The organism is Streptomyces fradiae ATCC 10745 = DSM 40063, assembly GCF_008704425.1.
Classification (GTDB): domain Bacteria; phylum Actinomycetota; class Actinomycetes; order Streptomycetales; family Streptomycetaceae; genus Streptomyces; species Streptomyces fradiae.
Genome location: NZ_CP023696.1, coordinates 6,046,552 through 6,068,598 on the forward strand (window position 1 = coordinate 6,046,552; position 22,047 = coordinate 6,068,598).

The 22,047-nt window shown below is 74.7% G+C and carries 21 protein-coding genes, 1 tRNA gene and 2 pseudogenes; 13 read left to right on the top strand and 11 right to left on the bottom strand.

Annotated elements, in window-relative coordinates; translation table 11 throughout:
* Positions 1 to 310 precede the first annotated feature (310 nt).
* A complete protein-coding gene (locus CP974_RS26420) occupies positions 311 to 721 on the top strand; it encodes a hypothetical protein (protein ID WP_031129983.1) in 411 nt (136 codons plus the stop codon).
* 100 nt (positions 722 to 821) lie between these two features.
* On the opposite strand, the gene CP974_RS26425 is transcribed toward CP974_RS26420, so the two are convergent.
* On the bottom strand, positions 822 to 1,652 hold the full coding sequence (locus CP974_RS26425; protein WP_031129981.1) for a helix-turn-helix domain-containing protein: 831 nt from the start codon (positions 1,650 to 1,652) through the stop codon (positions 822 to 824).
* A gap of 110 nt (positions 1,653 to 1,762) precedes the next feature.
* Here CP974_RS26425 and CP974_RS26430 point away from each other — a divergent pair, with 110 nt between their 5' ends.
* Positions 1,763 to 2,068, top strand: a complete 306-nt coding sequence (locus tag CP974_RS26430; RefSeq protein WP_031129980.1) for a 4a-hydroxytetrahydrobiopterin dehydratase — start codon at positions 1,763 to 1,765, stop codon at positions 2,066 to 2,068.
* 347 nt (positions 2,069 to 2,415) lie between these two features.
* Here CP974_RS26430 and CP974_RS26435 read toward each other — a convergent pair whose 3' ends face one another.
* The gene (locus CP974_RS26435; RefSeq protein WP_037937239.1) at positions 2,416 to 3,267 is read right to left on the bottom strand and encodes a Rossmann-fold NAD(P)-binding domain-containing protein; all 852 of its coding nucleotides are present in this window, start codon (positions 3,265 to 3,267) and stop codon (positions 2,416 to 2,418) included.
* Between the two features lie 239 nt (positions 3,268 to 3,506).
* Between CP974_RS26435 and CP974_RS26440 the strand changes: the two genes are divergently transcribed.
* From CP974_RS26440 to CP974_RS26455, 4 genes are all read left to right on the top strand, one after another.
* Complete coding sequence (locus tag CP974_RS26440; RefSeq protein ID WP_031129978.1) at positions 3,507 to 4,505, top strand: AraC family transcriptional regulator; 999 nt, start codon at positions 3,507 to 3,509, stop codon at positions 4,503 to 4,505.
* Positions 4,502 to 5,356 (top strand): class I SAM-dependent methyltransferase, encoded by an 855-nt coding sequence (locus CP974_RS26445; protein WP_031129977.1) that lies wholly within the window; start codon positions 4,502 to 4,504, stop codon positions 5,354 to 5,356. Before CP974_RS26440 ends, CP974_RS26445 begins: the two co-directional genes overlap by 4 nt.
* Positions 5,357 to 5,456: 100 nt before the next feature.
* The gene (locus tag CP974_RS26450; RefSeq protein WP_031129976.1) at positions 5,457 to 6,743 is read left to right on the top strand and encodes a VWA domain-containing protein; all 1,287 of its coding nucleotides are present in this window, start codon (positions 5,457 to 5,459) and stop codon (positions 6,741 to 6,743) included.
* Positions 6,743 to 7,543: a hypothetical protein gene (locus tag CP974_RS26455; RefSeq protein WP_031129975.1), complete on the top strand. Its 801-nt coding sequence runs from the start codon at positions 6,743 to 6,745 to the stop codon at positions 7,541 to 7,543. Before CP974_RS26450 ends, CP974_RS26455 begins: the two co-directional genes overlap by 1 nt.
* 746 nt (positions 7,544 to 8,289) lie before the next feature.
* On the opposite strand, the gene CP974_RS26460 is transcribed toward CP974_RS26455, so the two are convergent.
* Positions 8,290 to 10,113: an AMP-dependent synthetase/ligase gene (locus CP974_RS26460; RefSeq protein WP_031129974.1), complete on the bottom strand. Its 1,824-nt coding sequence runs from the start codon at positions 10,111 to 10,113 to the stop codon at positions 8,290 to 8,292.
* A gap of 652 nt (positions 10,114 to 10,765) precedes the next feature.
* Between CP974_RS26460 and CP974_RS26465 the strand changes: the two genes are divergently transcribed.
* The 3 genes and pseudogenes from CP974_RS26465 to CP974_RS26475 form a co-directional block, all read left to right on the top strand.
* A complete protein-coding gene (locus CP974_RS26465; protein ID WP_031129973.1) occupies positions 10,766 to 11,170 on the top strand; it encodes a hypothetical protein in 405 nt (134 codons plus the stop codon).
* A gap of 255 nt (positions 11,171 to 11,425) precedes the next feature.
* Positions 11,426 to 11,584 (top strand): annotated as a pseudogene (locus CP974_RS31075) (IS630 family transposase); the annotation flags it as partial.
* A gap of 143 nt (positions 11,585 to 11,727) precedes the next feature.
* A pseudogene (locus CP974_RS26475) lies at positions 11,728 to 12,132 on the top strand (GNAT family N-acetyltransferase); the annotation flags it as partial.
* 222 nt (positions 12,133 to 12,354) lie between these two features.
* On the opposite strand, the gene fdhD reads toward CP974_RS26475, so the two are convergent.
* The gene (gene fdhD, locus CP974_RS26480) at positions 12,355 to 13,209 is read right to left on the bottom strand and encodes a formate dehydrogenase accessory sulfurtransferase FdhD (RefSeq protein ID WP_031129970.1); all 855 of its coding nucleotides are present in this window, start codon (positions 13,207 to 13,209) and stop codon (positions 12,355 to 12,357) included.
* 206 nt (positions 13,210 to 13,415) lie between these two features.
* On the opposite strand from fdhD, the gene CP974_RS26485 reads away from it, so the two are divergent.
* Both CP974_RS26485 and CP974_RS26490 read left to right on the top strand, forming a co-directional pair.
* A complete protein-coding gene (locus CP974_RS26485; RefSeq protein WP_031129969.1) occupies positions 13,416 to 14,360 on the top strand; it encodes a beta-ketoacyl-ACP synthase III in 945 nt (314 codons plus the stop codon).
* 249 nt (positions 14,361 to 14,609) lie between these two features.
* Positions 14,610 to 14,697 (top strand) — tRNA-Leu (locus tag CP974_RS26490).
* Positions 14,698 to 14,896: 199 nt separating this feature from the next.
* Here the strand turns inward: CP974_RS26490 and CP974_RS26495 are convergent.
* The 5 genes from CP974_RS26495 to CP974_RS29820 form a co-directional block, all read right to left on the bottom strand.
* Positions 14,897 to 15,439, bottom strand: a complete 543-nt coding sequence (locus CP974_RS26495) for a GNAT family N-acetyltransferase (RefSeq protein ID WP_031129968.1) — start codon at positions 15,437 to 15,439, stop codon at positions 14,897 to 14,899.
* A complete protein-coding gene (locus CP974_RS26500) occupies positions 15,436 to 16,128 on the bottom strand; it encodes a lasso peptide biosynthesis B2 protein (RefSeq protein WP_078915457.1) in 693 nt (230 codons plus the stop codon). Before CP974_RS26500 ends, CP974_RS26495 begins: the two co-directional genes overlap by 4 nt.
* Entirely contained in the window at positions 16,071 to 17,768 is a 1,698-nt protein-coding gene (locus CP974_RS26505; protein WP_051839194.1) for an albusnodin/ikarugamycin family macrolactam cyclase, read from the bottom strand. The genes CP974_RS26500 and CP974_RS26505 overlap by 58 nt, the downstream gene beginning before the upstream one ends.
* Positions 17,769 to 17,839: 71 nt before the next feature.
* On the bottom strand, positions 17,840 to 17,968 hold the full coding sequence (locus CP974_RS29815; protein ID WP_107408137.1) for an albusnodin family lasso peptide: 129 nt from the start codon (positions 17,966 to 17,968) through the stop codon (positions 17,840 to 17,842).
* 134 nt (positions 17,969 to 18,102) lie between these two features.
* Positions 18,103 to 18,327 carry a hypothetical protein gene (locus CP974_RS29820; protein ID WP_031129966.1) on the bottom strand — a complete coding sequence of 75 codons (225 nt, stop codon included), beginning with the start codon at positions 18,325 to 18,327 and terminating at the stop codon, positions 18,103 to 18,105.
* A gap of 155 nt (positions 18,328 to 18,482) precedes the next feature.
* Here CP974_RS29820 and CP974_RS26515 point away from each other — a divergent pair, with 155 nt between their 5' ends.
* Both CP974_RS26515 and CP974_RS26520 read left to right on the top strand, forming a co-directional pair.
* The gene (locus CP974_RS26515; RefSeq protein ID WP_031129965.1) at positions 18,483 to 19,736 is read left to right on the top strand and encodes a helix-turn-helix transcriptional regulator; all 1,254 of its coding nucleotides are present in this window, start codon (positions 18,483 to 18,485) and stop codon (positions 19,734 to 19,736) included.
* Positions 19,737 to 19,750: 14 nt separating this feature from the next.
* Entirely contained in the window at positions 19,751 to 20,110 is a 360-nt protein-coding gene (locus CP974_RS26520; protein WP_031129964.1) for a hypothetical protein, read from the top strand.
* A 334-nt stretch (positions 20,111 to 20,444) separates the two neighbouring features.
* Here the strand turns inward: CP974_RS26520 and CP974_RS26525 are convergent, their stop codons facing one another.
* Both CP974_RS26525 and CP974_RS26530 read right to left on the bottom strand, forming a co-directional pair.
* The gene (locus tag CP974_RS26525; protein ID WP_031129963.1) at positions 20,445 to 21,122 is read right to left on the bottom strand and encodes a hypothetical protein; all 678 of its coding nucleotides are present in this window, start codon (positions 21,120 to 21,122) and stop codon (positions 20,445 to 20,447) included.
* Positions 21,123 to 21,310: 188 nt separating this feature from the next.
* Positions 21,311 to 21,940 carry a TetR/AcrR family transcriptional regulator gene (locus tag CP974_RS26530; RefSeq protein WP_031129961.1) on the bottom strand — a complete coding sequence of 210 codons (630 nt, stop codon included), beginning with the start codon at positions 21,938 to 21,940 and terminating at the stop codon, positions 21,311 to 21,313.
* Positions 21,941 to 22,047 lie beyond the last annotated feature (107 nt).

Below are 22,047 nucleotides of genomic sequence, written 5' to 3' on the forward strand. Positions count from 1 at the left end.
CCCGACTCCGCCCGTCCCGCCCGCACGGGCCGTGCCCACCCGCCCGGCGGGCAAGGGCCCTCACCCGCCCGGCGCCCGGTGCCCGTCCCCGGGCCCGGAGCCCGTCGGCCGTCACCGCCCGGACACGGGCCCGGCGCGGACCCCGGCCTCCGGCCCTCGCCCCCGCGTACGCGGTCCCCGGCCTCCGGCCATTACCCCCCACGTAATCGACCCCCGCGCGCGTGCCCGTCAGGGTGGTGGTGCGCGACGGGCCGCCGAGGGTCCCGTACCGCCCCCGTGACCGCACGACCCCGTTGGAGGGTGATCCGCCATGTCCCAGGCCCTGCTCGCCGGACTGTCCCGCACCACCGAACCGCACGCGATGCTCCGGCGCTTCCTCGCCCTCGACGCGGTCGTCACCGGCGCGAACGGAGCCGCCTACGTCGCCGCGTCCGGCCCGCTCGGCAGGCTGCTGGGCGTCGACGCCGGGCTCCTGTCCGGCCTCGGCGTCTTCCTCGTCGTGTTCGCCGCCGCCGTCGGGGCGCTGGCCTCGCGGCGCCGCCCGCCCGCCGCGGCCGTCACCGCCGTGGTCGACGCCAACGCGGTGTGGGCCGCCCTCAGCGTCGTCGCGCTCCTCGCCTGGCTGGAGCCCACCACCGCCGGGGCCGTGTGGATCCCGGTCCAGGCACTGACGGTCGCCGGGTTCGCGGTGCTGCAGTGGACCGCCCTGCGGGCCCGCTGACCGCCCGGCCGGCCGGGCGGTCCCGGCCCGTACCGGTGTGCGGCCGGCCGCCGGCCACGCGCCGAACCCGCCGGCAGGTGACCGGACAGCCGCCGGCCGGTCAGCCCGCCGGCGGCGCCGGCAGCGGCAGCGAGCGCAGGAACGCGGCGGTCTCGGCGTCGGCCGGGAGGAACGTCTCGATGGCCAGCTCCGCGACCGTCACGTCCATCGGGGTGTTGAACGTCGAGATCGACGAGACGAACGACAGCACCCGCCCGGCCGCCTCGATGCGCAGGGGCAGCGCGAAGTACGGGTGCCGCCCCGCCTCCTCCCCGCCGCCCGCCGCGCCCCCGCCGTCTCCGCCCGGCACCGGGTACGCGGCCACCTCCTCGTACAGGCGCCGCAGCGGCTCCGACCGGTCCAGGGCGATCTGCCGCTCCATCTGCGCCAGCAGGTGCCCGCGCCACTCCGGCAGGTTCCGGATGCGCGGCGCCAGGCCCTCCGGGTGCAGGGTGATCCGCATGGCGTTGGGCGCCTCCAGCAGATGGCCGGGCAGCCCCTCCAGCAGCAGTCCCGCGCCCCCGTTCGAGGCCAGCACCGCGTACGAGCCGTCCACCACGACCGCCGGGTACGGGTCGTATCCCGCCAGCAGCCGGTCGATGCCCTCGCGCAGCGGGCCCAGCTCCGGGGCGTCCAGTGCCGACTCGCTGTACCTCGGCGCGTACCCCGCCGCGAGCAGCAGCGCGTTGCGCTCCCGCACGGGCACCTCCAGGTGCTCGGCGAGGCGCAGCACCATCTCCTCGCTCGGCCGTGACCGGCCCGTCTCGACGAACGAGACATGCCGCGCCGACGAGCCCGCCCGCAGCGCCAGTTCGAGCTGGCTCAGCCTCCGCCGCTCCCGCCACTCGCGCAGCAGGGCCCCCACTCCCGTGACCGTCGCCACTGTCGTCATACCCCAGACGGTAGCCCAGACGGCCGAGTCGACGGCGGGCGGCGGCGGCCGGGACCGTAGGGTCGGGAGCGCCGCCGCCGTCGGCGCCGAACCGGAAGGGAGCACGGGACATGCCCGCAGGACCGCTGCCGCACGAGGAGATCGAGGACCGGCTGCGCGAGCTGCCCGGCTGGGCCTTCGAGGCCGACCGGCTCACCCGTACGTACCGCCTGGCCGGCCACTTCGCGGCGGCGGCGATGGTCGTGCACATCGCCCGGGTGCAGGAGGAGATGAACCACCACTCCGACCTGACCCTCGGCTACGACAGCGTGTCGCTGTCGGTGCACACCCACGACGCGGGCGGCGCCGTGACGGAGCGGGACTTCGCGCTGGCCGCCCACGTCGAGGCCCTGGCCGACGCCCACGGCGCGTCCTGACGCCCCGCCGGGGGAGGGCGGCGGGCCCCGCCCTCCCTGCCCCGCAGCCGGGCCCGCCGCGCCGCGCCGTCCCGTGCCCCTGGCACCCCCGCCCGGCCGGGACCCTGCCCGCCGCCACCGCCGCGTCGCCCGGCCGATCCCGGCCCGATCGGCCCGACCCGGTCGATCCCGACCCGGCCTCGGCCCGACCCGATCGGCCCGACCCGATCGGCCCGACCCGGCCTCGGCCCGGCCCGCCGGGGCCCGGCCCGGCCCGGCCCGATCCTCCCCCCGGCCCCGGCCCAGCCCGATCCGACCCGCCCGATCCCGATCCCGATCCCGGCCCGGCCCCGGCCGGGCGTCCCGCCCTACGCCACCGCGCCCGGCGCGAGCGGCCCCGGCGCCGCCCCCAGCGCCTCGGCGAAGCCCCGCGGCTCCCGCCCCAGCACCCGCCGCACCCCGTCCGTCGCCGACGCGTTGTGCCCGTCCAGCAGCGACGCGAACAGCCCCGCCAGCCACGCCGCCTGCTCCTCCGGCCACCCGTGCCCGGCCAGCTCCGCCGCGTACCGCTCCTCGGAGACGGGGACGTACCGCACCTCCCGGCCCGCCAGGGCGCCGATCTCCGCCGCCGCCTCCGCGAACGTCAGCGGCCGGGGCCCCGTCACCTCGTGCACCGCGCCCGCGTGCCCGTCCTCCGTCAGGGCCGCCACCACCACGTCCGCCACGTCCCCGGCGTCCACGAACGGCTCCGCCACCGCCCCGGCGGGGAAGGCGAACTCCCCGGCCGCCGCGCCCTCCGCCAGGAAGCCCTCGGTGAAGTTCTGGACGAAGAACGCCGCCCGTACGACGGCCAGTTCCACCCCGCCGCCCAGAGCGTTCCGCAGCGCCTCCTCGGCCGCCACGGCCTCCGCCTCCCCGCGCCCCGACAGCAGCACCACCCGCCGCGCCCCCGCGGCGGCGGCGAGCCGGCCGAACGCGCCGAGCGCCTCCGCCGCGCCGGGCGCCGCCAGGTCCGGGTAGTACGCCACGTACACCAGGTCAGCGCCGTCCAGCGCGGGCCCCCAGGTCTCCGGGCGCTCCCAGTCGAACGGGGTCCCGCCGCCGCGCGATCCGGCCCGCACCTCAAGGCCCCGTCCGGCCAGCCGCTCCACCACCCGGCGCCCGGTCTTCCCCGTCGCCGCCGTCACCAGTACCGTCGTCACATCCGTGTTCGTCGTCATGCGTTCAGCCTCCCGGCCGCCCCCCGCCCCCGGCCATGCGCGAAAGACTCGGCCGCCTACGCGTACGTCCACGACCGCCCCGGTGCCGCCGCCCGTCCGGGTGCCGCCCGCCCGACCGTCCGGGTACAGCCCGTCCGACGGCCGACCGGCCCGGCCGCCCGCCCGACCCGGCGCCGCCCGACCGCCCCGGTGCCGCCCGTCCGACCGGCCCCGTCCCCCGCGCGGATAGGCTCGCCCGTATGGACGCGCTGGCCGGACTCCTCGACGGACCGCGGGCCCGTGGGGCCTTCCTCCTCCGGATGGTCATGGCGCCGCCCTGGTCCGTGCGCGTCGAGGACCGGGCGCCGCTCAGCCTGATGTGCGTCACCCGCGGCGAGGCGTGGATCGTCCCCGACGGCGGCGCCCCCGTGCTGCTGCGGCCCGGCGACCTCGCCCTGGCGCGCGGCCCCGCCCCGTACACCGTCGCCGCGGACCCCGGCGTCCCCCCGCAGTCCCTCATCGGCCCCGGCGGCACCTGCCGCACCCTGCGCGGCGAGCCGCTGGAGGAGACGATGTGCCTCGGCGTACGCACCTGGGGCAACGCCCCCGACGGCCCGGACGGCCTCCTCGTCGGCACCTACCGGATGGAGAGCGAGGTCGGCCGCCGCCTCCTCGACGCGCTGCCGCCCCTGCTGCACCTGCCCGGCGACTCCTGGTCCTGCCCGCTGACACCCGTCCTGGAGGACGAGATCGACCGCGACGCACCCGGCCAGAGCGTCGTCCTCGACCGCGTCCTCGACCTGCTGCTCGTCGCCGCCGTACGGGCCTGGTTCGCCCGCCCGGACGCCGCCGCTCCCGCCTGGTACCGGGCGCAGGGCGACCCCGTCGTCGGCACGGCGCTGCGGCTGCTGCACGACGAGCCCGCCCACCCCTGGACGGTCGCCTCCCTCGCCGCCCGCGCCGGAGTGTCGCGGGCCGCCCTCGCGCGCCGCTTCGCCGAACTGGTGGGGGAGCCGCCCATGACGTACCTGACGGGCTGGCGGCTGGCGCTCGCCGCCGACCTGCTGCGCGAGGGCGACGCGACGGTGGAGCGGATCGCCCGGCAGGTCGGGTACGGCGGGGCGTTCGCGTTCAGCGCCGCGTTCAAGCGGGTCAGGGGCGTCAGCCCGCAGGAGTACCGCTCGGCGTACGCCGGGAGGTTGCCGGAACGGCACGGTTCCTCGCCCTCGCCGGTCCCGGCCAGCACGCTGTCCCCATGACTCACGACCACACCCACATGGACTGGACCGCGATGCTGCCGCTGCTGGAGCGCGGCGCGGAACTGCGCACCCCGCTCTACCGCAGCGCGGCGGCCTGGCTCACCGAACTGCTGCCCGTGGGCGCCGCCCGCCGCGTCCTCGACATCGGCAGCGGCCCCGGCGTGCTGGCCGGGCTCCTCGCGGAGGCGTTCCCGTACGCGGACGTCGTCGCCGTCGACGGGACCCCCGAGCTGCTGGAGCGGGCCCGCGAACGCAACGCCCCGCTGGGCGGCCGGTTCACCACGCGCCTCGCCGAACTGCCCGCCGGCGTGGACGAGCTGGGCGAGGCCGACCTGGTGTGGGCGGGGGAGTCCGTGCACCACATCGGCGACCAGCTCGGCGCCCTGGAGGGCCTCGCCCGGCGGCTGCGGCCCGGCGGGCTGCTGGCCCTGGTGGAGGGCGGGCTGCCGGCGCGCCACCTCCCCCGCGACATCGGCTTCGGCCGGCCCGGCCTGGAGGCCCGCGTCGAGGCCGCGCACGCCGACTGGTTCGGCGAGATGCGGGCCGCGCTGCCCGGCGCCCGCGAGGTCACCGAGGACTGGGCGGCGCTGCTCTCCTCGGCGGGCCTCGTCCCGTCCGGGACGCGCACCTTCCTGCTGGACGTCCCGGCACCCGTGCCCGCCGCCGTACGGGAGCACGTCCTCGCCACGTACGCCCGGACCCGCGAGGGCGTCGCCGAACGGCTCACGGACGAGGACCGCGCCACCCTCGACCGGCTCCTGGACCCGGACGACCAGGCGAGCCTCCACCACCGCCCGGACGTCCACCTCCTGATGGCCCGCACGGTCCACACCGCCCGCCGCGCGGCCTGACCGGGCACCGCCCGCCCGCCCTCCACGCGGGTGGGCGGGCCCGCTCCCGTGCCCGGCGGCCGAGTTGGGGACGCCCCGGCCCGCTCACTATGATCCGCCGATGATCACACGAAAGCGACTGGCGGCCGGGTTGTGCGGCCTGCTCGTCACCCTGACGGGCGGCCTCTCCCCGGTGGCCGCCCGGGCCGACACCGCGGAACCGGCCGCGAAGGAAGCCCCCAAGGTCGAGCTGGTGCTGGACGTCAGCGGGTCGATGCGCGCCCGCGACATCGACGGGCAGTCCCGCATGGCCGCCGCGAAGCAGGCGTTCAACGAGGTCCTCGACGCCGTGCCCGACGACGTCCGGCTCGGCATCCGCACCCTCGGCGCCGACTACCCCGGCAAGGACCGCAAGGAGGGCTGCAAGGACACCCGGCAGCTCTACCCCGTCGGCCCCCTCGACCGCACCGAGGCCAAGGCCGCCGTGGCCACGCTGACCCCGACCGGCTGGACACCCATCGGCCCCGCCCTGCTCGGCGCGGCCGAGGACCTGGAGGGCGGCGACGCCACCCGGCGGATCGTCCTCATCACCGACGGCGAGGACACCTGCGCGCCCCTCGACCCGTGCCAGGTCGCCCGGGAGATCGCCGCCAAGGGCATCCACCTCACCATCGACACGCTGGGCCTCGTCCCCGACGCCAAGACCCGCGCCCAGCTCGTCTGCATCGCCGAAGCCACCGGAGGCACCTACACCTCCGTCCAGCACACCGCCGAACTCTCCGGCAGAGTCAGCCAATTGGTGGACCGCGCCGCCAAGCCGGTCCTCACCCCCGTCGCCACCGAGGGCGCCGACCGCTGCGCCAAGGCCCCCCTGCTCGGGCCCGGCCTGTACACCGACCGCGAGACGTTCGGCCAGCACCGCTGGTACCGCGTCGAGGTGCTGCCCGGCCAGGAGCTGCGCGCCTCGGTGAGCGTCGGCGCCGACCGCGCCGTCCACCGCGACTACGGCGTCCTGCTGCGGGCCTCCACCCTCGCCGGGCGGGAGATCGTCCGCGGGGAGGCCGTCGGCGAGGGCCGCACCGACGTCATATCGGCCGGCCTGCGCTACCCCAGGCCCGACGTCGAGGGCGGCGGCCTCGGCTCCGACGCCAAGCCCGCCGCCGAGACGGTCTGCCTGCGCGTCAGCAACGCGTTCTCCGCCCCGGCCGGCACCAGGACCACACCGGGCCTGCCCGTCGAACTGAGCATCGCCGTCGTCGACGGCCCCGGCGAGGCCGGCGACACCGCCTTCCTCGGACTCGGCCGCGGCTGGTGGCTGCTCGGCGCGCTCGCGCTCGCCGGCTTCCTCGCCGGACTGCTGTGGGGCTGGATCTCGCGCTGGCGCGTCACCGTCTGGAGGACCAACTGATGCGTACCGTACGAAGCCGGCGCACCGCCGTCACCGCCGCCCTGCTCACCGGGGCCGCCCTCCTGGGCGGGCTCGCCGCCCCCGGCGCCGCGCTCGCCGCGAGCCCCACGCCCTCACCGGCCGCCACGGACGGCGAGCCGCCCGCGCCGACGGAGGCGGGCACGTCCTTCCGGTCGGCCACCGCCGTCCTGCCGGGCCAGCACGCCACCGCCCAGGCGTCGACCGGCGACTACCTGTACTGGCAGTTCCCCGCCGACGCGGGCGACCAGGCCACCGTCCGCGCCACGGTCACCCTGCCGGAGACCTCCCGGCGCGGCGCGGCGGCCACCTGGCGGATCGACGTGTACGACGGACTGCGCCGCCGCCAGGCGTGCCAGTACGGCAGCGACTCCCGCACCCTCGCCGCCGACGCCCGCACGGTCACCCTCACCTGCCGGCTGCGCACGGTGCGCGCCTGGGCGGAGCCGTGGTCGAACGACCCGCTGCCCGGCGCCTACTTCGTGCGGCTCACCGCCGCGAGCCTCGCGGCGACCGACATCGGGCTGCCCTTCGACGCCGCCCTCGACGTGTCCGCCGAGGACGCGGGCGCCGCCGCCGATGTGGACGGCCGGCTGTCGCAGCCCCTGGTCCAGGGGGCGTCGGCGACCGTGGAGCCCGAGGACGGCTGGGCGTCCGGCTGGTGGTCGGGGCGCTGGCTGTGGACGGCGGGCGGCGCGGCACTCGCCGCCCTGGCCGGCATCTGGGGCTACACCCTGACCCGCGGCCACGGCCGCCCGAGGGGCGTACCGGACCGTCCCTGACGGCCGGCCCGGCGGGGACGCGGACCGGGCGGCGGGGATGGCGGGGCTGCCCGGGGCGTGCCGGGCCGGGGCCGGTCGGCGAGGGCTCGAGCGGCGCCCGCGCCGCGGTCGCGCGAGGGCGCCGTACGGCGGGGCGCGGGCCGGGCGGGGTGCCATATGGCGGTGCGCGGGCCGGGCGGGGCGCGCCGGGGGCGTGCGGCGCCTCGCGGCTTACGGCGGCTTCCCGGCGGCTTCCCGGCCGTTCCCGCCGGGCGTGCGGCGGACCGGCGCCCGGCCCGCCGCGCCCTCCGCCGCCCCGCTCCCGGCTCGGGCCCGCCCCGCCGTCACGCCCGCCTCCGCGCCGCGCGTCGGCCGCGGCTCCCGCTGTGCCCCCTCGCGGGTTTCCGGCCTGCCCTCGGGGCCCGTCGGCGCCCCGCCCCCACCGCGGCGGTGTGCCGCTCAGGTGAGGGGCGGGGCAGGCGTGCCCATCCCGTCCCGCCCCGCCCCGCCCTCTCCTCGTACGCGCTCGCGCGAACGTGACCTGTCGTCGCGGACGCGGTACCACCGGCGCGCACCGCGCCACCGCGCCGCCCCCCAAAACCACCGGCGCGCACCGCGCCACCACGCCGACCCCCCGGTACCACCGGCACGCGCCGTGCCACCACGCCGACTGGCGGTGCACGTCGTACGGGGGCCGCCTCGCGTGGGGGAGGGGGCGTTTCGGTCGGCTCCGTGGGGGCGGGCGGTCCGGGCGGGTCCCGGCGGCGTCAGCGGTACAGCGCCGCGACCTCCTCCGCGTACGCCTGCTCGATCGCGCGCCGCTTCAGCTTCAGCGACGGGGTCAGCAGCCCCTGCTCCTCGCTGAAGGGCCGCGCCAGTATGCGGAAGGTGCGGATCGACTCGGCGTGCGAGACCAGCGTGTTGGCGGCGATGACCGCCCGGCGCACCTCCTTCTCCAGGGCGGCGTCGCGCACCAGCTCGGCGGCGGGCATCGCGGGCCGCCGCTGCATGGCCAGCCAGTGGTCGACGGCCTCCTGGTCGAGGGTGACCAGCGCGGCGATGTACGGGCGGTCGTTGCCGACCACCAGGCACTGGGCGACCAGCGGATGGGAGCGCACCCGGTGCTCCAGCACCTGCGGGGCCACGCTCTTGCCGCTCGTCGTCACCAGGATCTCCTTCTTCCGCCCGGTGATCGTCAGGTAGCCGTTCGCGTCCAGCGCGCCCAGGTCCCCGGTGGCCAGCCACCCGTCCCACCCGTCCGGCCCCCCGCGCCCGGTGTCGTTGAGGTACCCGGAGAAGACGTGGGGGCCGCGCAGCCACACCTCCCCGTCGTCGGCGATCCGCACCGACGTGCCCGGCACGGGCGGCCCGACCGTGCCGAACCGCGGCCGCTCCGGCGGGTTCGCGGTCGCGGCCGACGACGTCTCCGTCAGCCCGTACCCCTCGTACACGGTGATCCCCGCGCCCGCGAAGAACAGGCCCGTCCGCCGGTCCATCGCCGAGCCGCCCGACATGGCGTGCCGGACCCGCCCGCCGAACGCCTCCCGCACCCTGCCGTACACCACCTTGTCGAAGAACTGGTGGCGCAGCCGCAGCGCCGCCGAGGGGCCGGGCCCCAGGCCGAACTCCCGGTCCTCCTGCGCCTGCGCGTACCGCACGGCCACGTCGACGGCCCGTTCGAAGACGGCCCCCCGGCCCTCGGCCTCCGCCCGCCGTCGCGCCGCGTCGAGGACCTTCTCGAAGACGTACGGCACCGCCAGCACGAACGTCGGCCGGAACGCCGCCAGGTCCGGCAGCAGCGCGCCCGCCGTGAGCTGCGGCTGGTGGCCGAGCTTGACCCGGCCCCGGACCGCCGCGACCTCCACCATGCGCCCGAAGACGTGGGCGAGCGGCAGGAACAGCAGCGTCGACGCCTCCTCGCCCGGCCGGGAGCGGAACACCGGCTCCCAGCCCGCCAGGAGCGTGTCCGACTCGAACATCAGGTTCCCGTGCGTGAGCACGCAGCCCCTGGGCCGCCCGGTCGTCCCCGACGTGTAGATGACGGTGGCGACGGAGTCCGGGGTGACGGCGCGCCGGTGCCGGTGCACCACCTCGTCGTCGATCCGCGCCCCCGCGGCGACGAGCTCCCCGACCGCCCCGGTGTCGAGCTGCCACAGCCGCTTCAGGTGCGGCAGCCGGTCCACGACGGAGCCCACCGTCATCGCGTGGTCCTCGTGCTCGACCACGCAGGCGCTCACCCCGGCGTCGCGGAGCGTCCAGAGCACCTGGTCGGCCGAGGAGGTCGGGTACACGGGCACGGGCTGCGCGCCGACCGTCCACAGGGCGAAGTCGAAGAGCGTCCACTCGTAGCGCGTACGGGACATGACCGCGACCCGGTCGCCGAACCGGATCCCCTGCGCGAGCAGCCCCTTGGCCAGGGCCAGCACCTCCGCGCCGAGCTCCCCGGACGTGACGTCCCGCCAGACACCGGCCCCGTCCTTCCGCCCGAGGGCGACCCGGCCCGGATCGGACTCGGCGTGGTCGAACACGGCGTCGGCCAGCCCGCCGACCAGCGGAGCCGCCGCGAGGGGCGGGACTGTGAACTCGCGCAATGGCCTGCTCCTTGTGGCGCTCAGCACAGCGGAGGGTGACGGTACCGGACGGAGAGTGGGCGTGGGGGCGAGTTGGTGAAGTCTGGACGAATGTCATCGGCACTGGTCAGGCCGCTGAACCCGTGGTCACGGGCCCGGAGGAGCGCCGCCCTCCGCCTGGCCGGGCGGAAGCCGGCGCGGGAATCTGCACGGAATCTGTACGCGCCGATCACAGCGCGATTGGCCGAAGATCGCCCATCCCCGTCCGGACACGCCCGCCCACCGGAGCGGCCCGCCCCGGCGCCCCGCCGCCACGCCGCGCCGCGCCGCGCCGCCACGCCGCGCCGCGCCGCGCCGCCGCGCCGCGCCGCCTCGTCGCCCCGCCTCTCCCGCCCCGCCGGTCCGCCGCGTCAACCCGCCCCGTCGCCCTGTCGCCCTGTCGGCCCCGCGCCTCGCAGGCCGCGCACACGCTCGAAGAAGGCCGCGTACACGCCCGGAAAGGGTGGCCCTCCGGCGCGAACCCGCCCAGACAGAGCAAGATCACGGCGGCTACGGTGAGGACCATGCCCGCACCCGAACCCCCGCCGTCCGCCGCCCCCGCCGTCCTTCCCCGGCCGTCCGCCGGACCCGCTGCCGCCGCGCCCCGCCCGTGTCCCCTCCGGGACGGTGGGCGGTGACGCGGGGCTGGATACGCCCCGGAGCCACCCGGCCGTGCTCGCTCGTGGTGTGCCGGGGCTGCTGCTGCGGGGACCCGCGTAAGAACCCGGGCACCGACCACGCGGGCCAGCTGGAACGGCTCCGGCAGGCCGCGGCGGCCTCAGGCGGGCGGCTGGCCGTCCGTACGAGCGACTGCCTCGGGCCGTGCGGCCAGGCCAACGTCGTGGTCGTCCAGCCCTCGACCGAGGCCCGGCGGCGCGGCGCGCGGGCGGCGTGGATCGGCTGGGCGCTGGACGACGACTGCCTGGACGACATCCTGGCCTGGGTGGAGGCGGGCGGTCCCGGCCTCGCCGAGCCCCCGGCGACGCTCGCCCTCCAGATGATCGACCCACCCGCGGACGCCCGCCGCCGAGCACGCTGAACGGACAGCGGGCCGCACCCCGGACGGCGCCCGCCCCTCGGCCCGGCCCGCCCCGGATCGTGTCCCGCGCACGAGACCGGGACGCCCGGCACGGCGCCCCGAGCCGTGCCGGGCGCGCCGCCGTGAGCCCCGTCGCCCGCGGAGGGGGACGCGGGCCCTCCGTCACCCGGGAAGAGAACGCAGGCCCCGTCAGTCGGGGAAGGGGAGGCACTCGCCGACCCCGCGCACGACGTCCAGGAGCAGAGCCGCCCCGTCAAGAGCACCGCGCCGGCGTGCGGCGGCTGGATCGTCTTCGAGGACGGGGCCGGGCAGTCGATGACGCCACCGCGTGCCAGGACCTGGGGCCGGATCGGCTGCACGCCGGTGGTGCGGGTGCGGGTGCGGGGCCGGGGCTCGGCTGTGCAGCGCGGACTCAAGCAGATCCAGTACCGCCCGGACCCGGTCGACGGCTGTCTCACCGGCACCGGCCTGATCACGGACGGCTGACCGACATTCAGTCGCTTCACGCCACCGAAAGCCATGGCAGGGGCCCGGCCCCCGTCGTAGGGTCAGCCGACATGGCCGGTAGTCATCACGACAAGCACGTCCTTCCCGAACTCAGGACCGGGGTCTCCACATTGACGTTGTGTCTGCTCACCGCCGAGCAGGCCGATGAGTACTACGCGCTCATCGACCGGAATCGCGAGCACCTCACCCAGTACGGCGACTACCAGGCGCTGGCCGCGTCGGACTACGAGACGGCACATGCCGAGCTGCTCAACGACCCCAGCCCGTCCCTCCGCTGCGGCGTCCTCCTTCACAGCGCCCTCATCGGCCGCGTTGACCTGGTGGCCGTCAACCCACCCAAGTACGGCTTGGGATACTGGCTCGACCGCGAGGCAACGGGACACGGGTACGCCACTGCGGCCTGCAGTGCGCTGATCGAGTACGGAGCCACTGTGCTGGGCGCCACCGACGTGTTCGCGGGCGTCACCCACGGAAACGGCAAGAGTGGCGCCGTGCTGACCCGGCTCGGCTTCCAGGTCGCCGAGGTCTTCGGGACCTACACCCGCTACCACCGGCCCCTCGTCGCCTCTTCAGTGGCAGCGGCCACCGACAACACCGGCGCCACCGGACCGGCAGCAGGCACCTCGCCCCCCAACCCGCAGGCCACCCCCGCCCCCGTCCCACCGGCGCAACGGGGCTCACCCACCGCCCAACGGAGCGCCGTCCGCCCCCAGCAGGCGCTCCTCCCCGGCGTACACGTTCATCGACCCGCCCCGCAGGAACCCGACCAGGGTCAGCCCGGTCTCCGCGGCCAGGTCCACGGCGAGCGACGACGGGGCGGACACCGCGGCCAGCACCGGCACACCCGCCGTCACGGCCTTCTGCGCCAGCTCGAACGACGCCCGCCCGGAGACCACCAGCACCGTCCCGGAGAGCGGCAGCCGCCCCTCCCGCAGGGCCCGGCCGACCACCTTGTCCACGGCGTTGTGCCGCCCCACGTCCTCCCGCACGTCGAGCAGCTCGCCCGACGGGGAGAACAGGCCGGCCGCGTGCAGCCCGCCCGTCCGCTCGAACACCGCCTGGGCGGCCCGCAGCCGGTCCGGCAGCGCGGCCAGCACGTCCACCCCGACCCGCAGCGGCGGCCCGTCGCCCAGGTCGAACCGGGCGGCCGTGCGGACCGCGTCCAGGCTGGCCCGGCCGCACAGCCCGCACGACGACGTGGTGTACACGTTCCGCTCCAGCGTGATGTCGGGCACCGGTACGCCGGGCGCGAGCCGCACGTCGACCACGTTGTACGTGTTGCCGCCGTCGTCGCGGGCGCCCGCGCAGTACGCGATGTTCCGCACCTCCTCGGCCGCGCCCAGCACGCCCTCGGCGACCAGGAAGCCGGCGGCCAGGGCGAAGTCGTCGCCGGGGGTGCGCATCGTCACGGCGAGCGGCTTGCCGTTGAGCCGGATCTCCAGCGGTTCCTCCGCGACGAGCGTGTCGGGCCGCGTGGACACGGCCCCGTCCCGGACCCGGATGACGCGCCGCCGCTCCGTGACCCGTCCCATGTGCCCGTCCCCTCGTACTGTCGTCCGACCCGGCTCCCGGCCCATTGTGGTCCACGCCGGACGCACTGTGCCGACCGGCCGGGATGTGGCGGACCCTCCAAGAGGCGGGCGTGAAAGCTGTCGGGTCACGTGACGGGTTACCCATGAGTCGCTGACCAGACTGGGGGCTCTCCATCACGTCCTACCAGCCGAGGGGGTCCCCGGGCATGACGGGCACTCGTATCGCCGCGCTCGGGCACTACCAGCCCGCCAAGGTGCTCACCAACGACGACCTGGCCGCCATGGTCGACACCAGCGACGAGTGGATCCGCAGCCGCGTCGGCATCCGCACCCGCCACATGGCGGGCCCGGACGAGCCGGTCGACGAGCTGGCCGCGCACGCCGCCGCGAAGGCCCTGGCGGCGGCGGGCCTCACCCCCGTCGACATCGACCTGGTCCTCGTCGCCACGTCCACCGCGATCGACCGCTCCCCGAACACGGCCGCCCGCGTCGCCGCCCGCCTCGGCATGGGGTCACCCGCCACCATGGACCTGAACGTGGTGTGCGCGGGCTTCACCCACGCCCTGGCCACCGCCGACCACGCGGTGAGGGCCGGCTCCGCGCGCCGCGCCCTCGTCATCGGCGCGGACAAGATGACGGAGATCGCCGACTGGACCGACCGCTCCACCTGCGTGCTGGTCGGCGACGGGGCGGGCGCCGCCGTCGTGGAGGCCGCCCCCGAGGGCACGCCGGGCATCGGCCCGGTCCTGTGGGGCTCCGTACCCGAGATGGGCAACGCGGTACGCATCGAGGGCACCCCGCCGCGCTTCGCGCAGGAGGGCCAGACCGTCTACCGCTGGGCCACCACCCAGCTCCCGCCGCTCGCCCGCGCGGTGTGCGACCGCTCCGGCATCGCCCCCGAGGACCTGGCGGCGGTCGTCCTCCACCAGGCGAACCTGCGCATCATCGAACCGCTCGCCCGGCGCATCGGCGCGGTCAACGCCGTGGTGGCCCGCGACGTCACGGAGTCCGGCAACACCTCGGCGGCGTCCATCCCCCTGGCCCTCTCCAAGCTCGTGGCCCGCGGCGACGTGCCCCCCGGCTCCCCGGCCCTCCTCTTCGGCTTCGGCGGAAACCTGTCGTACGCCGGCCAGATCGTCCACACCCCCTGAGCGCCCTTGAGCCCGCTGAGCCGTCCCTGAGCCGCCGCCCCTGACCATGCGCCCGGCACACCCCGGTCGCATGATCTGAACACCACCCCTCCGACACCCCCGCACACGACCCCTCACTCTCCGTGTCCACCCCCGAACGGACCGGGCACCCCGCCTGACCACGGGATATGAGGGTGAAGGGCACCTCAAACCCCTGGTAGAGTTATCCATGTCGCCGCGGGGAACACCCCGCGAAACGGCAGACACCTTGTCCGGGTGGCGGAATGGCAGACGCGCTAGCTTGAGGTGCTAGTGCCCTTTATCGGGCGTGGGGGTTCAAGTCCCCCCTCGGACACCATCACGGAAGAGACCCCAGTACACCTGGGGTCTCTTCCGTTTACGGCTGCATCGCACGTGGCCACACTTCCAGCAGGCGAGCGAACGCCCTGGTCACATCGTGGATGTCCTTCCGTACCGAATGACAAAGAAGAGCCGTCACCCGCGTATGCGCCCCGGCGGAGGGAAGCCCGCCGGGAGTCCGGGATCGGTTCGTCACGTCAGGGGGTAGCGGGGAAGTCTTCGGCTACCGCGTCCATCAGGAGTTCATCGCAGGGGCGACCGCGCCAGTAGCCGGACTGGCGCAGGCGCCCGGCGGGTTTGAACCCGGCCTTCTCATAGGCGGTGAGCCCTGCTGCGTTCGGCTCCAGTACCTTCAGCCAGACCATCCGCAGGGCGGCGTACTCGAACGCCCACCGCAGCGTCAGGGCCGTTGCCTCTGTGGCCAGCCCTTGGCCCCGGACTTCCGGTGCGAGCAGGATGACGTACTCGGCGGTCCGTACGGCTGAGTCGATCTGGAGGGTTGTGAGACCGACCGGAGTGCGCTCCTCGGTCGTGATGACCTCGAACTGGGGGAAGTCCCGGTTCCGTCCGGCCGCTTCCCATCCGCCGGCACGAACCTCCCAGGACTGGGGAACCTGGGTCCCGAAGCCCAGGATCGTGCCGGGGTCGTTCTCCCAGCGGTGGTAGTCGGGCAGGTGGTCGCGGTCCGGCATAGCCAGGCTGACGCGCTGGCCCGGGAGCAGGATGTGAGGGTCGGTCATCGATACCTCTTCGGTGTTGGCTCTGGCCCGTTGATGGGCGAGTAGTCCCCAGTCTGGTCGGGTTCCTCGACAGGCTGGCCGTGAACGTCACAGATCCACGCATGCATACGAATCGGATCGATGGCGACGCCGTGCCTCCAGGCTCCTCCACGACCGCCAGCCGCCAGCAAGAGCGCGGCTGTCGTGGACTCCTCCAGGCATGCGACACGGGCGGGGAACAGTCGCGCGGCCCAGCGGACCGACCGGACTGCCAGGGTGGCGTGCGCCCGGGTCGGGCGCGGGAGGTTGCGGCCCGCTTCTGCCAGCCGTACCAGGCGACCGAAGCGCATGCGCCCTCGTCCCAGATGGCGCGTTGCGAGGGTGCCCGCGAGAAGCACGCTCGCCGCGATGCGCCACGACCACGGGGGCGGTGCCGGAGCGTTCAGCCGTGCGGCTGACTCACTCGTCCCCCACGAGGTTTCCGAGGGACGGACCGTGACGGGGGCGGGTGCTTCGCTGTGTTCCAGGCAGTCGAGCCAGCGCGAGAGGGAATCGCCGGTAAGGACCACGGTTGTTCCGGTCCGGTAGTTGACGACTACGCCCGCCGCTCCGGTCAGTGCGGTACGGGTGTGACGGCTCGGAGCGGGGACCTTCACGGCCTGTCCTCCCAGCGGACTCGTTCGGTTGCGGTGTCGCTGATACGTAGCCATAGCTCGGTGCCGAGCAGCGGTTCGAGCAGTCCCCAAGGAACGTCCACTCCGAGCACGGCGCGCCGGAGAAGCGAGCGGAGGACTGCCGGGCGTACAAGTCCGAGGTCCGCCAGGTACCCGTCAGCGAGCTCCAGGACGTTCGCCTGGTGAGCACGTAGGCCGTGGTGGTGGTCCACCGCGAACAGCCCTTTGGAGCCGCGTCGCACAACCTCCCCGGGCAGGAGGTCCACGACCGCATCGGTAAGCAGCGGCTTGTATCGGCGGGCCGACCATCGGTCCGAGGCGGGACCCGACATCACCGCTTCCAGAACCCGGGTATCCGTGTACGGGTTGTGCATCTCGATGCCGTACGCGGCGGCAAGCTGGTTCTCCGTCGCGGCGGTACGGCCGACGTACCGTGCTTCGGTGAGAAGGTGGCGGTCGGCGTAGCCCAAGCCGTCAACGCCCGTCTCCGGCGAGATGACCGACTCGGCCAGGGCGGTTGCCTGGCGGGTGAGCCAGGGCTGCGGGAGCGCTCTGCCTGCCAGCCGATCGGGCGCGTTCCAGGCCGCTGTCACGGCAGGCCAGGGGCTCGAACGGTAGAGGCGGCCCCACGCCTGAGCATCACGCGCTAGGCGGACAAGGCGGCCGGAGCGGACTAGGTCTGCCAGGTGGACCGGCGGCGGCATGAACAGGGTGTCGCCGCCATCCCCGGTCAGATGCACGGAAGCACCCTCCTCCGCCAGTAGAGCGAACTCGTGGCAGAGCTGCGCGATGGTCACGGCGGACGGTGCCGGCTCGTCGGTCAGGACCAAGGCGTCCAGGTCGGTGAACGGAAGGTGCTCGCGCCCCAGGGCCATGAGCCGGTGCCGGATGGAGGGGAACGCACGGGCCACCTTGCGGGCGTGGTCCACGTCCCCACCCGACTCCCGGTCCTTGGGGTGGAAGGTGACTCCCAGGACTGGCCCGCACTGCGCGGCATAGGCCGCGAGAGTGCTGGAGTCCAGACCGCCGGACAGATCGGAGGAGACTTCCCGCCCGCTCGCCCGGATCAGCACGCCGTCCGACAGGTCGAGTCGTAACCTTTCCACCGCCTCCGACCACGTGGAAGAACATGGCCGCCAGTACGGCACGGAGAACGGCGACCCGTCACGCGGAGCCGTCCACCGGTGGCCCGGCGGTATCTGCGCTACGCCCGTCCACGCCGACCGCCCCGGGACACAAGCGGTCGGGTGTGCGAGGTGGGCTGCCAGCCAAGCCGTGTCCGGCCGACTCCCCAACAGGGAGGCGAGCGCCAAGGAACTCGACGCCCAGACGAGCGCGCCATCGGCTTCCGCCACGTAGAGGGGGCAGGAGCCTGCCGGGTCGGCCCACAGGGTGAACGATCCCACGCCGTCGTCCAGGGCAAGGGCACAGGAGCCAGACCAGGTCGAGGCCGCCGCGTCGAACTCTCGCAAGTCCGTGGAACGGGCCAGCCGCTCCAGTTCCGGGTTCGTCGCTCCGCACGGGCCGAACACTGCCAGCCTCCGCCCGCCCTCGCTCTCCGCGTGGCGCACTGTGGTGCCCACGGTCCAAGCGTCCGGCTTCTGCCATAGGGCATCAGCGCCCACGGGTCTCGGGGCCTTGCCATAGGGGGCGAGTGCCCCGCCGAACCAACGCATGCCGTCACCTCCTTCTTCTGCGAGTGGGAAAGGGCGCGGCGGCACCCCCGCAGGAATGCCGCCGCCGGGCGTCAGGCCCCGTAGGGCGAGCGCTTGTTCTCCACGCTGGAGTTGGTGTTGCCCTTCGTCAGACGCGTCGCGTCCTCCAGGGTCACGACCTCCTCCTCCGGCTCGGTGTCGAGCTGAGAGCGGTTCTCCATGGTGTTCACCTCCGTCCGAAATCCGTAGGGCGTGGAGGGGTGGCGTCCCCGCCACGGTGGTACAACCTCCCGGTGCGAGTGCTGCGGCCCGGGAAGAGCGTGGGCCGGATCGCTTGGTGATCCGCGCGGGTCCCTCAGCCGGTCGTTTCCTGGTCCGGTACCGACCGATCGACCAGGGGCGACACGAGGTCTTCCAGTGCGCTGTGCTGAGTCACGGTGACACCGAGGAGGAACAGAGCCAGGACGTGGTCCAGCGCCCAGGGGGCGGTCAGTGCCGATCCGATGGGGTCGTGCCGTTCCCCGCGATGCCGACCCTTGGCCTGGCCGAACCCGAGATCCACGTCGTTCTCCGCTGCCATGTCCGCACGCCTCCGCAGGTTCACCACCGTGTCCGTTTGCGACAACCCCAAGAGAAGCGGAGGGAGCCCACGCGCTCCACGGCATCGATGCGGCAGTCTTGATGCACCTCCGTGCACGGGGGTGCCACACGTTCAGGTCAGGGGAAGGGGCCGTCATGGGACTGGCCGAACGGCGCAAGGCCCTGGGCTACAGTCAGGAGAAGTTGGCCGAGTTACTCGGGGTGGACCGCACCACGGTCGGGCGCTGGGAGAGCGGCAGGATCAAACCTCAGCCACCGCAGCGACGGGGCTTGGCCATCGCCCTCGAAGTCACTCTCACCGAGCTTGACGCCCTCCTGACGCAGCCACGAGCAGTCAGCCAGGAGGCCGCAGGGCACCAGTCCAGTGACCACCCAGGCGCGGGAGACCCCGACGAAATGATCCGCCGCGAATTCCTCCGCATCCTCACCGTCAGCGGAGCCCTCACCGCCCTGCCGTTGGATGAGGCGGAAGCCCTCACCGAGGGAGTACGCAGGGGCGCACCCGCCGACTTCACACGGATGAACAGCCACCTGTGGCAGGTCTACCAGCTAGCCCGCTCAAAAGGCTCCGTCTACCCCGTCGTCCGCGACCAGCTCTCGACACTGAACGAAGCCCTGGCGGACACCCGAGGCAACTCCCGCCCTCTCCTGAACGCGGCAGCCGACCTCTTCCAGCTCGCCGGAGAAGTCGCCTTCGACGCCAACCGATACACCGACGCGGCAGTGTCCTACTCCCTGGCGGCATCCGTCAGCAAGGACGCCCGAGCCTTCGACCTGTGGGCATGTGCCCTCGTGCGGCACGCCTACGTGGACGTGTACGAGCACCGATACGAGCAGGCGGCACAGATCCTCGGAGCGGCGGAGAGACTGGCCCGGCGGGGAGACAGCAGCCTCGCCACCCGTCACTGGGTCGCCGCTGTCCAGGCCGAGGCGTACGCCGGCATGGGCGACCTGGCCTCGTGTGAGCGCGCGCTGGATGAGGCCGAGCGGGTGCTGGAACTGGGCACGGACAGCGCCAACGGGGGCTGGCTGCGCTTCGACGGCACGCGGTTGGCCGAGGAACGGGGAGCGCGCTACGTACAGCTTGGACGCCTCGACCTGGCAGAAGAGACCTTGAAGCAGGCACTGGCCCAGTCCGCCCTTGCCTCCGGGCAGTCGTACCGGCGCAGGGGTGCCGTACTGGCCGACCTTGCCGCCGTCGGAGCGAAGCGGCGTGATCTCGAACAAGTCGTCGCGTACGGGCGGGAGGCCATCCGGTTGGCCCAAGCATCATCGTCCGGGTACGTCGCCCGTGGACTCCAAGCCCTGTGCGATGAGTTCGGCCCCCTGAGCAGGGACCGCCGGGTAGCGGAGCTGGGGGCGGAGATCGCCACGCTGAGCACGCCGTGACGAGAGGGGTTGGCATGTCGCAGGTCGAAGGCGCACGAGTGTTCCGGGAAGCCTGGATCGAAGGAGTGCACCGCCACTTCCCGGGGGAGCCGAAGCCCGGGTACGTCACCCCCTGGGAGGACACGCCGCAGTGGGAGCGTGAGGCCGCAGGCGCCGTGTACGACCAGGTCCGCCAGTTCATCGAGGTCAGTGGCGGTCGCACGGCGAAGCTCTCTCGGGAGCAGAAGGGCCGGTTCGTGGCGGTGTGCTGGACGGCGCAGATGTTCAAGCACTTCGAGAACCCCAAGCCGGGGTACGTCGCCGACTGGCCCGACCTCCCGGCATGGCAGCAGGAGACGGACGCCGATATCTTCGAGGTCATCGAAAAGTCCTGATCAGGGCCAGGGCCCGAGGGTTGGTCACGTGACCGACGCATGACCAACAGGGGCCCGAGAGGGCCTGAAACAGCAGGAAAGAGCGGGAGAAACGCCCGCCGAAATCGAAGCCTGTCGACGGGCGTTTCCCCAGGTCAGAGCGGTTGTGGGCGGGTGCCCGAGAGGAGAGTTCGAGTCCCCCCTCGGACACTCATGCGAGTGCACAGACGCTGGTTGCGACCTAACGGTCACAACGCGCGTTGTCGTGTGACAGGCGACCCGGCCGCCGACGGGGTGGTGCCGTGACGGCTCGCCGTCTCGCGTGTGCCTGCGCGCGGACCATGCCCGCGCCGTGTCAGGTGCCCCAGTTGGCGATGGACGCGGCGCGGTCGCCCCAGCCGAAACGGGCCAGGTCCGGGGTGGTGCAGCCCTTGCGGGCGAAGAACTCGTTCCCCTGCCAGTCGAAGGCGTCGAACAGCGAGACGTCGAAGCGGCACCAGCTCAGCGACGAGATGACGTCGTTCCAGTTCTGGGTGGAGAGGAAGCCGCGGCGCACCCGGCTCAGGTTCGGGTAGCCGAGGCCCGCATCGAGGCACTTCACGTCGCCCTGCTCGCCGGCGTCCTCGAAGAAGCACACGCGCGCGGGGAGGGCCGCCGGGTTCGTCGTGCAGATGGTCTCGAAGGACGCGCGGGCCCGCTCCAGCCGCTCCGGGGAAGGCTCCCCGTGCGTGCCGTCCTCCCGCCGTACCGCCTCCAGCATCGCCGCCCGGTCCGTGAACGCGGCCAGCACCGCGGTGTCGCCGTGCCCCAGCGGGGTCAGATGCAGGGGCCCGGCCAGGTCGGCGTGCTCCTCGTGCGCGACCGGCTCCCCGTCCAGCACCAGCGGTACCGACGCCCCGAACGGCCGGACGAGGCCCAGGGGCGCCCGGTCGGCGAAGAGGTGCCGCTCGGCGTGCTGGGGGAGGGGGCGGGGCTGCTCGTCGGGTACCGCGCCCTGTGCCGCCCCGGTCTCGTCGACGTGCCGCTCGGTCATGGCGCCACCTCCGTCCACCCGTCCAGGCTATGCCCGCCCTGAGGGACCCGCTCGGCGGGACGGGCGGAGCCGGGGACGGGGGGTGGCGGAGGCCCCGGAGCGGAGCCGGGGGCAGGGCCGGGGCGGGGCCGGGTGGGTGCTCGGCGGGTCCCGTACCGAGGTGTCGGCCCCGGCCGATGGGGCGGCCCTCAGCCGGGCGGCGCGGGCGGTTCGACGCGGGCGGCCAGTGCGTCGAAGTACCCGCGCGTGACGGCGGCCAGGTCCACCTGCTCGGGGTCCAGCAGCCACAGCAGGTGGACCCCCTCCAGGAATGCCGCCGCCTCCGCCGCCAGGGTCTCCACCGGCAGGTCCGCGGGGGCCGAACCGGCCGCCACGGCCCGCCGGAACACCTCCGCGAGCCTCGACCGCAGCGCCCGGTTGCGGTCCCGGAACCACGCGTGCAGCCCCGCGCCCGGCTCCAGGTTCTCTGCCGTCAGCGTCGTGTGCAGGGCGGCCAGCTCCCGCTCGGCCGCCGCCGTGTGCTCCGCGTCCCGTACGAGCCAGTCGAACGCCTCCCGGACGGTGGGCCGCGCGGCCGGTGTCGCCGACAGCCGCTCCAGGGCCCGCCGGTCCGCCTCCTCCAGCACGGCCCGCAGCAGGCCCTCCTTGGAGCCGAAGTGGTGGATCAGGGCGGACGGGGTGACGCCGGCGCGCTCGGCGACGGCGGCGACGCCCGTACCCCGTACGCCGCCCCGCGCGAACAGCGTGATCGCCGCGTCCACCATCGCGCGGCGCCGCTCCACGCCCCGCCTCTGCACCTGTCCCTTGACCCCGGCCATGCGGAACAGGGTGCCGGGAGCGCCGCCCCGCGTCCAACCGGCCCCCGCACGACAGTGCCGTCCGCCCGCGCCGGCGCCGGGGTGGAGGGGCGGCACGAGTGGTCCGT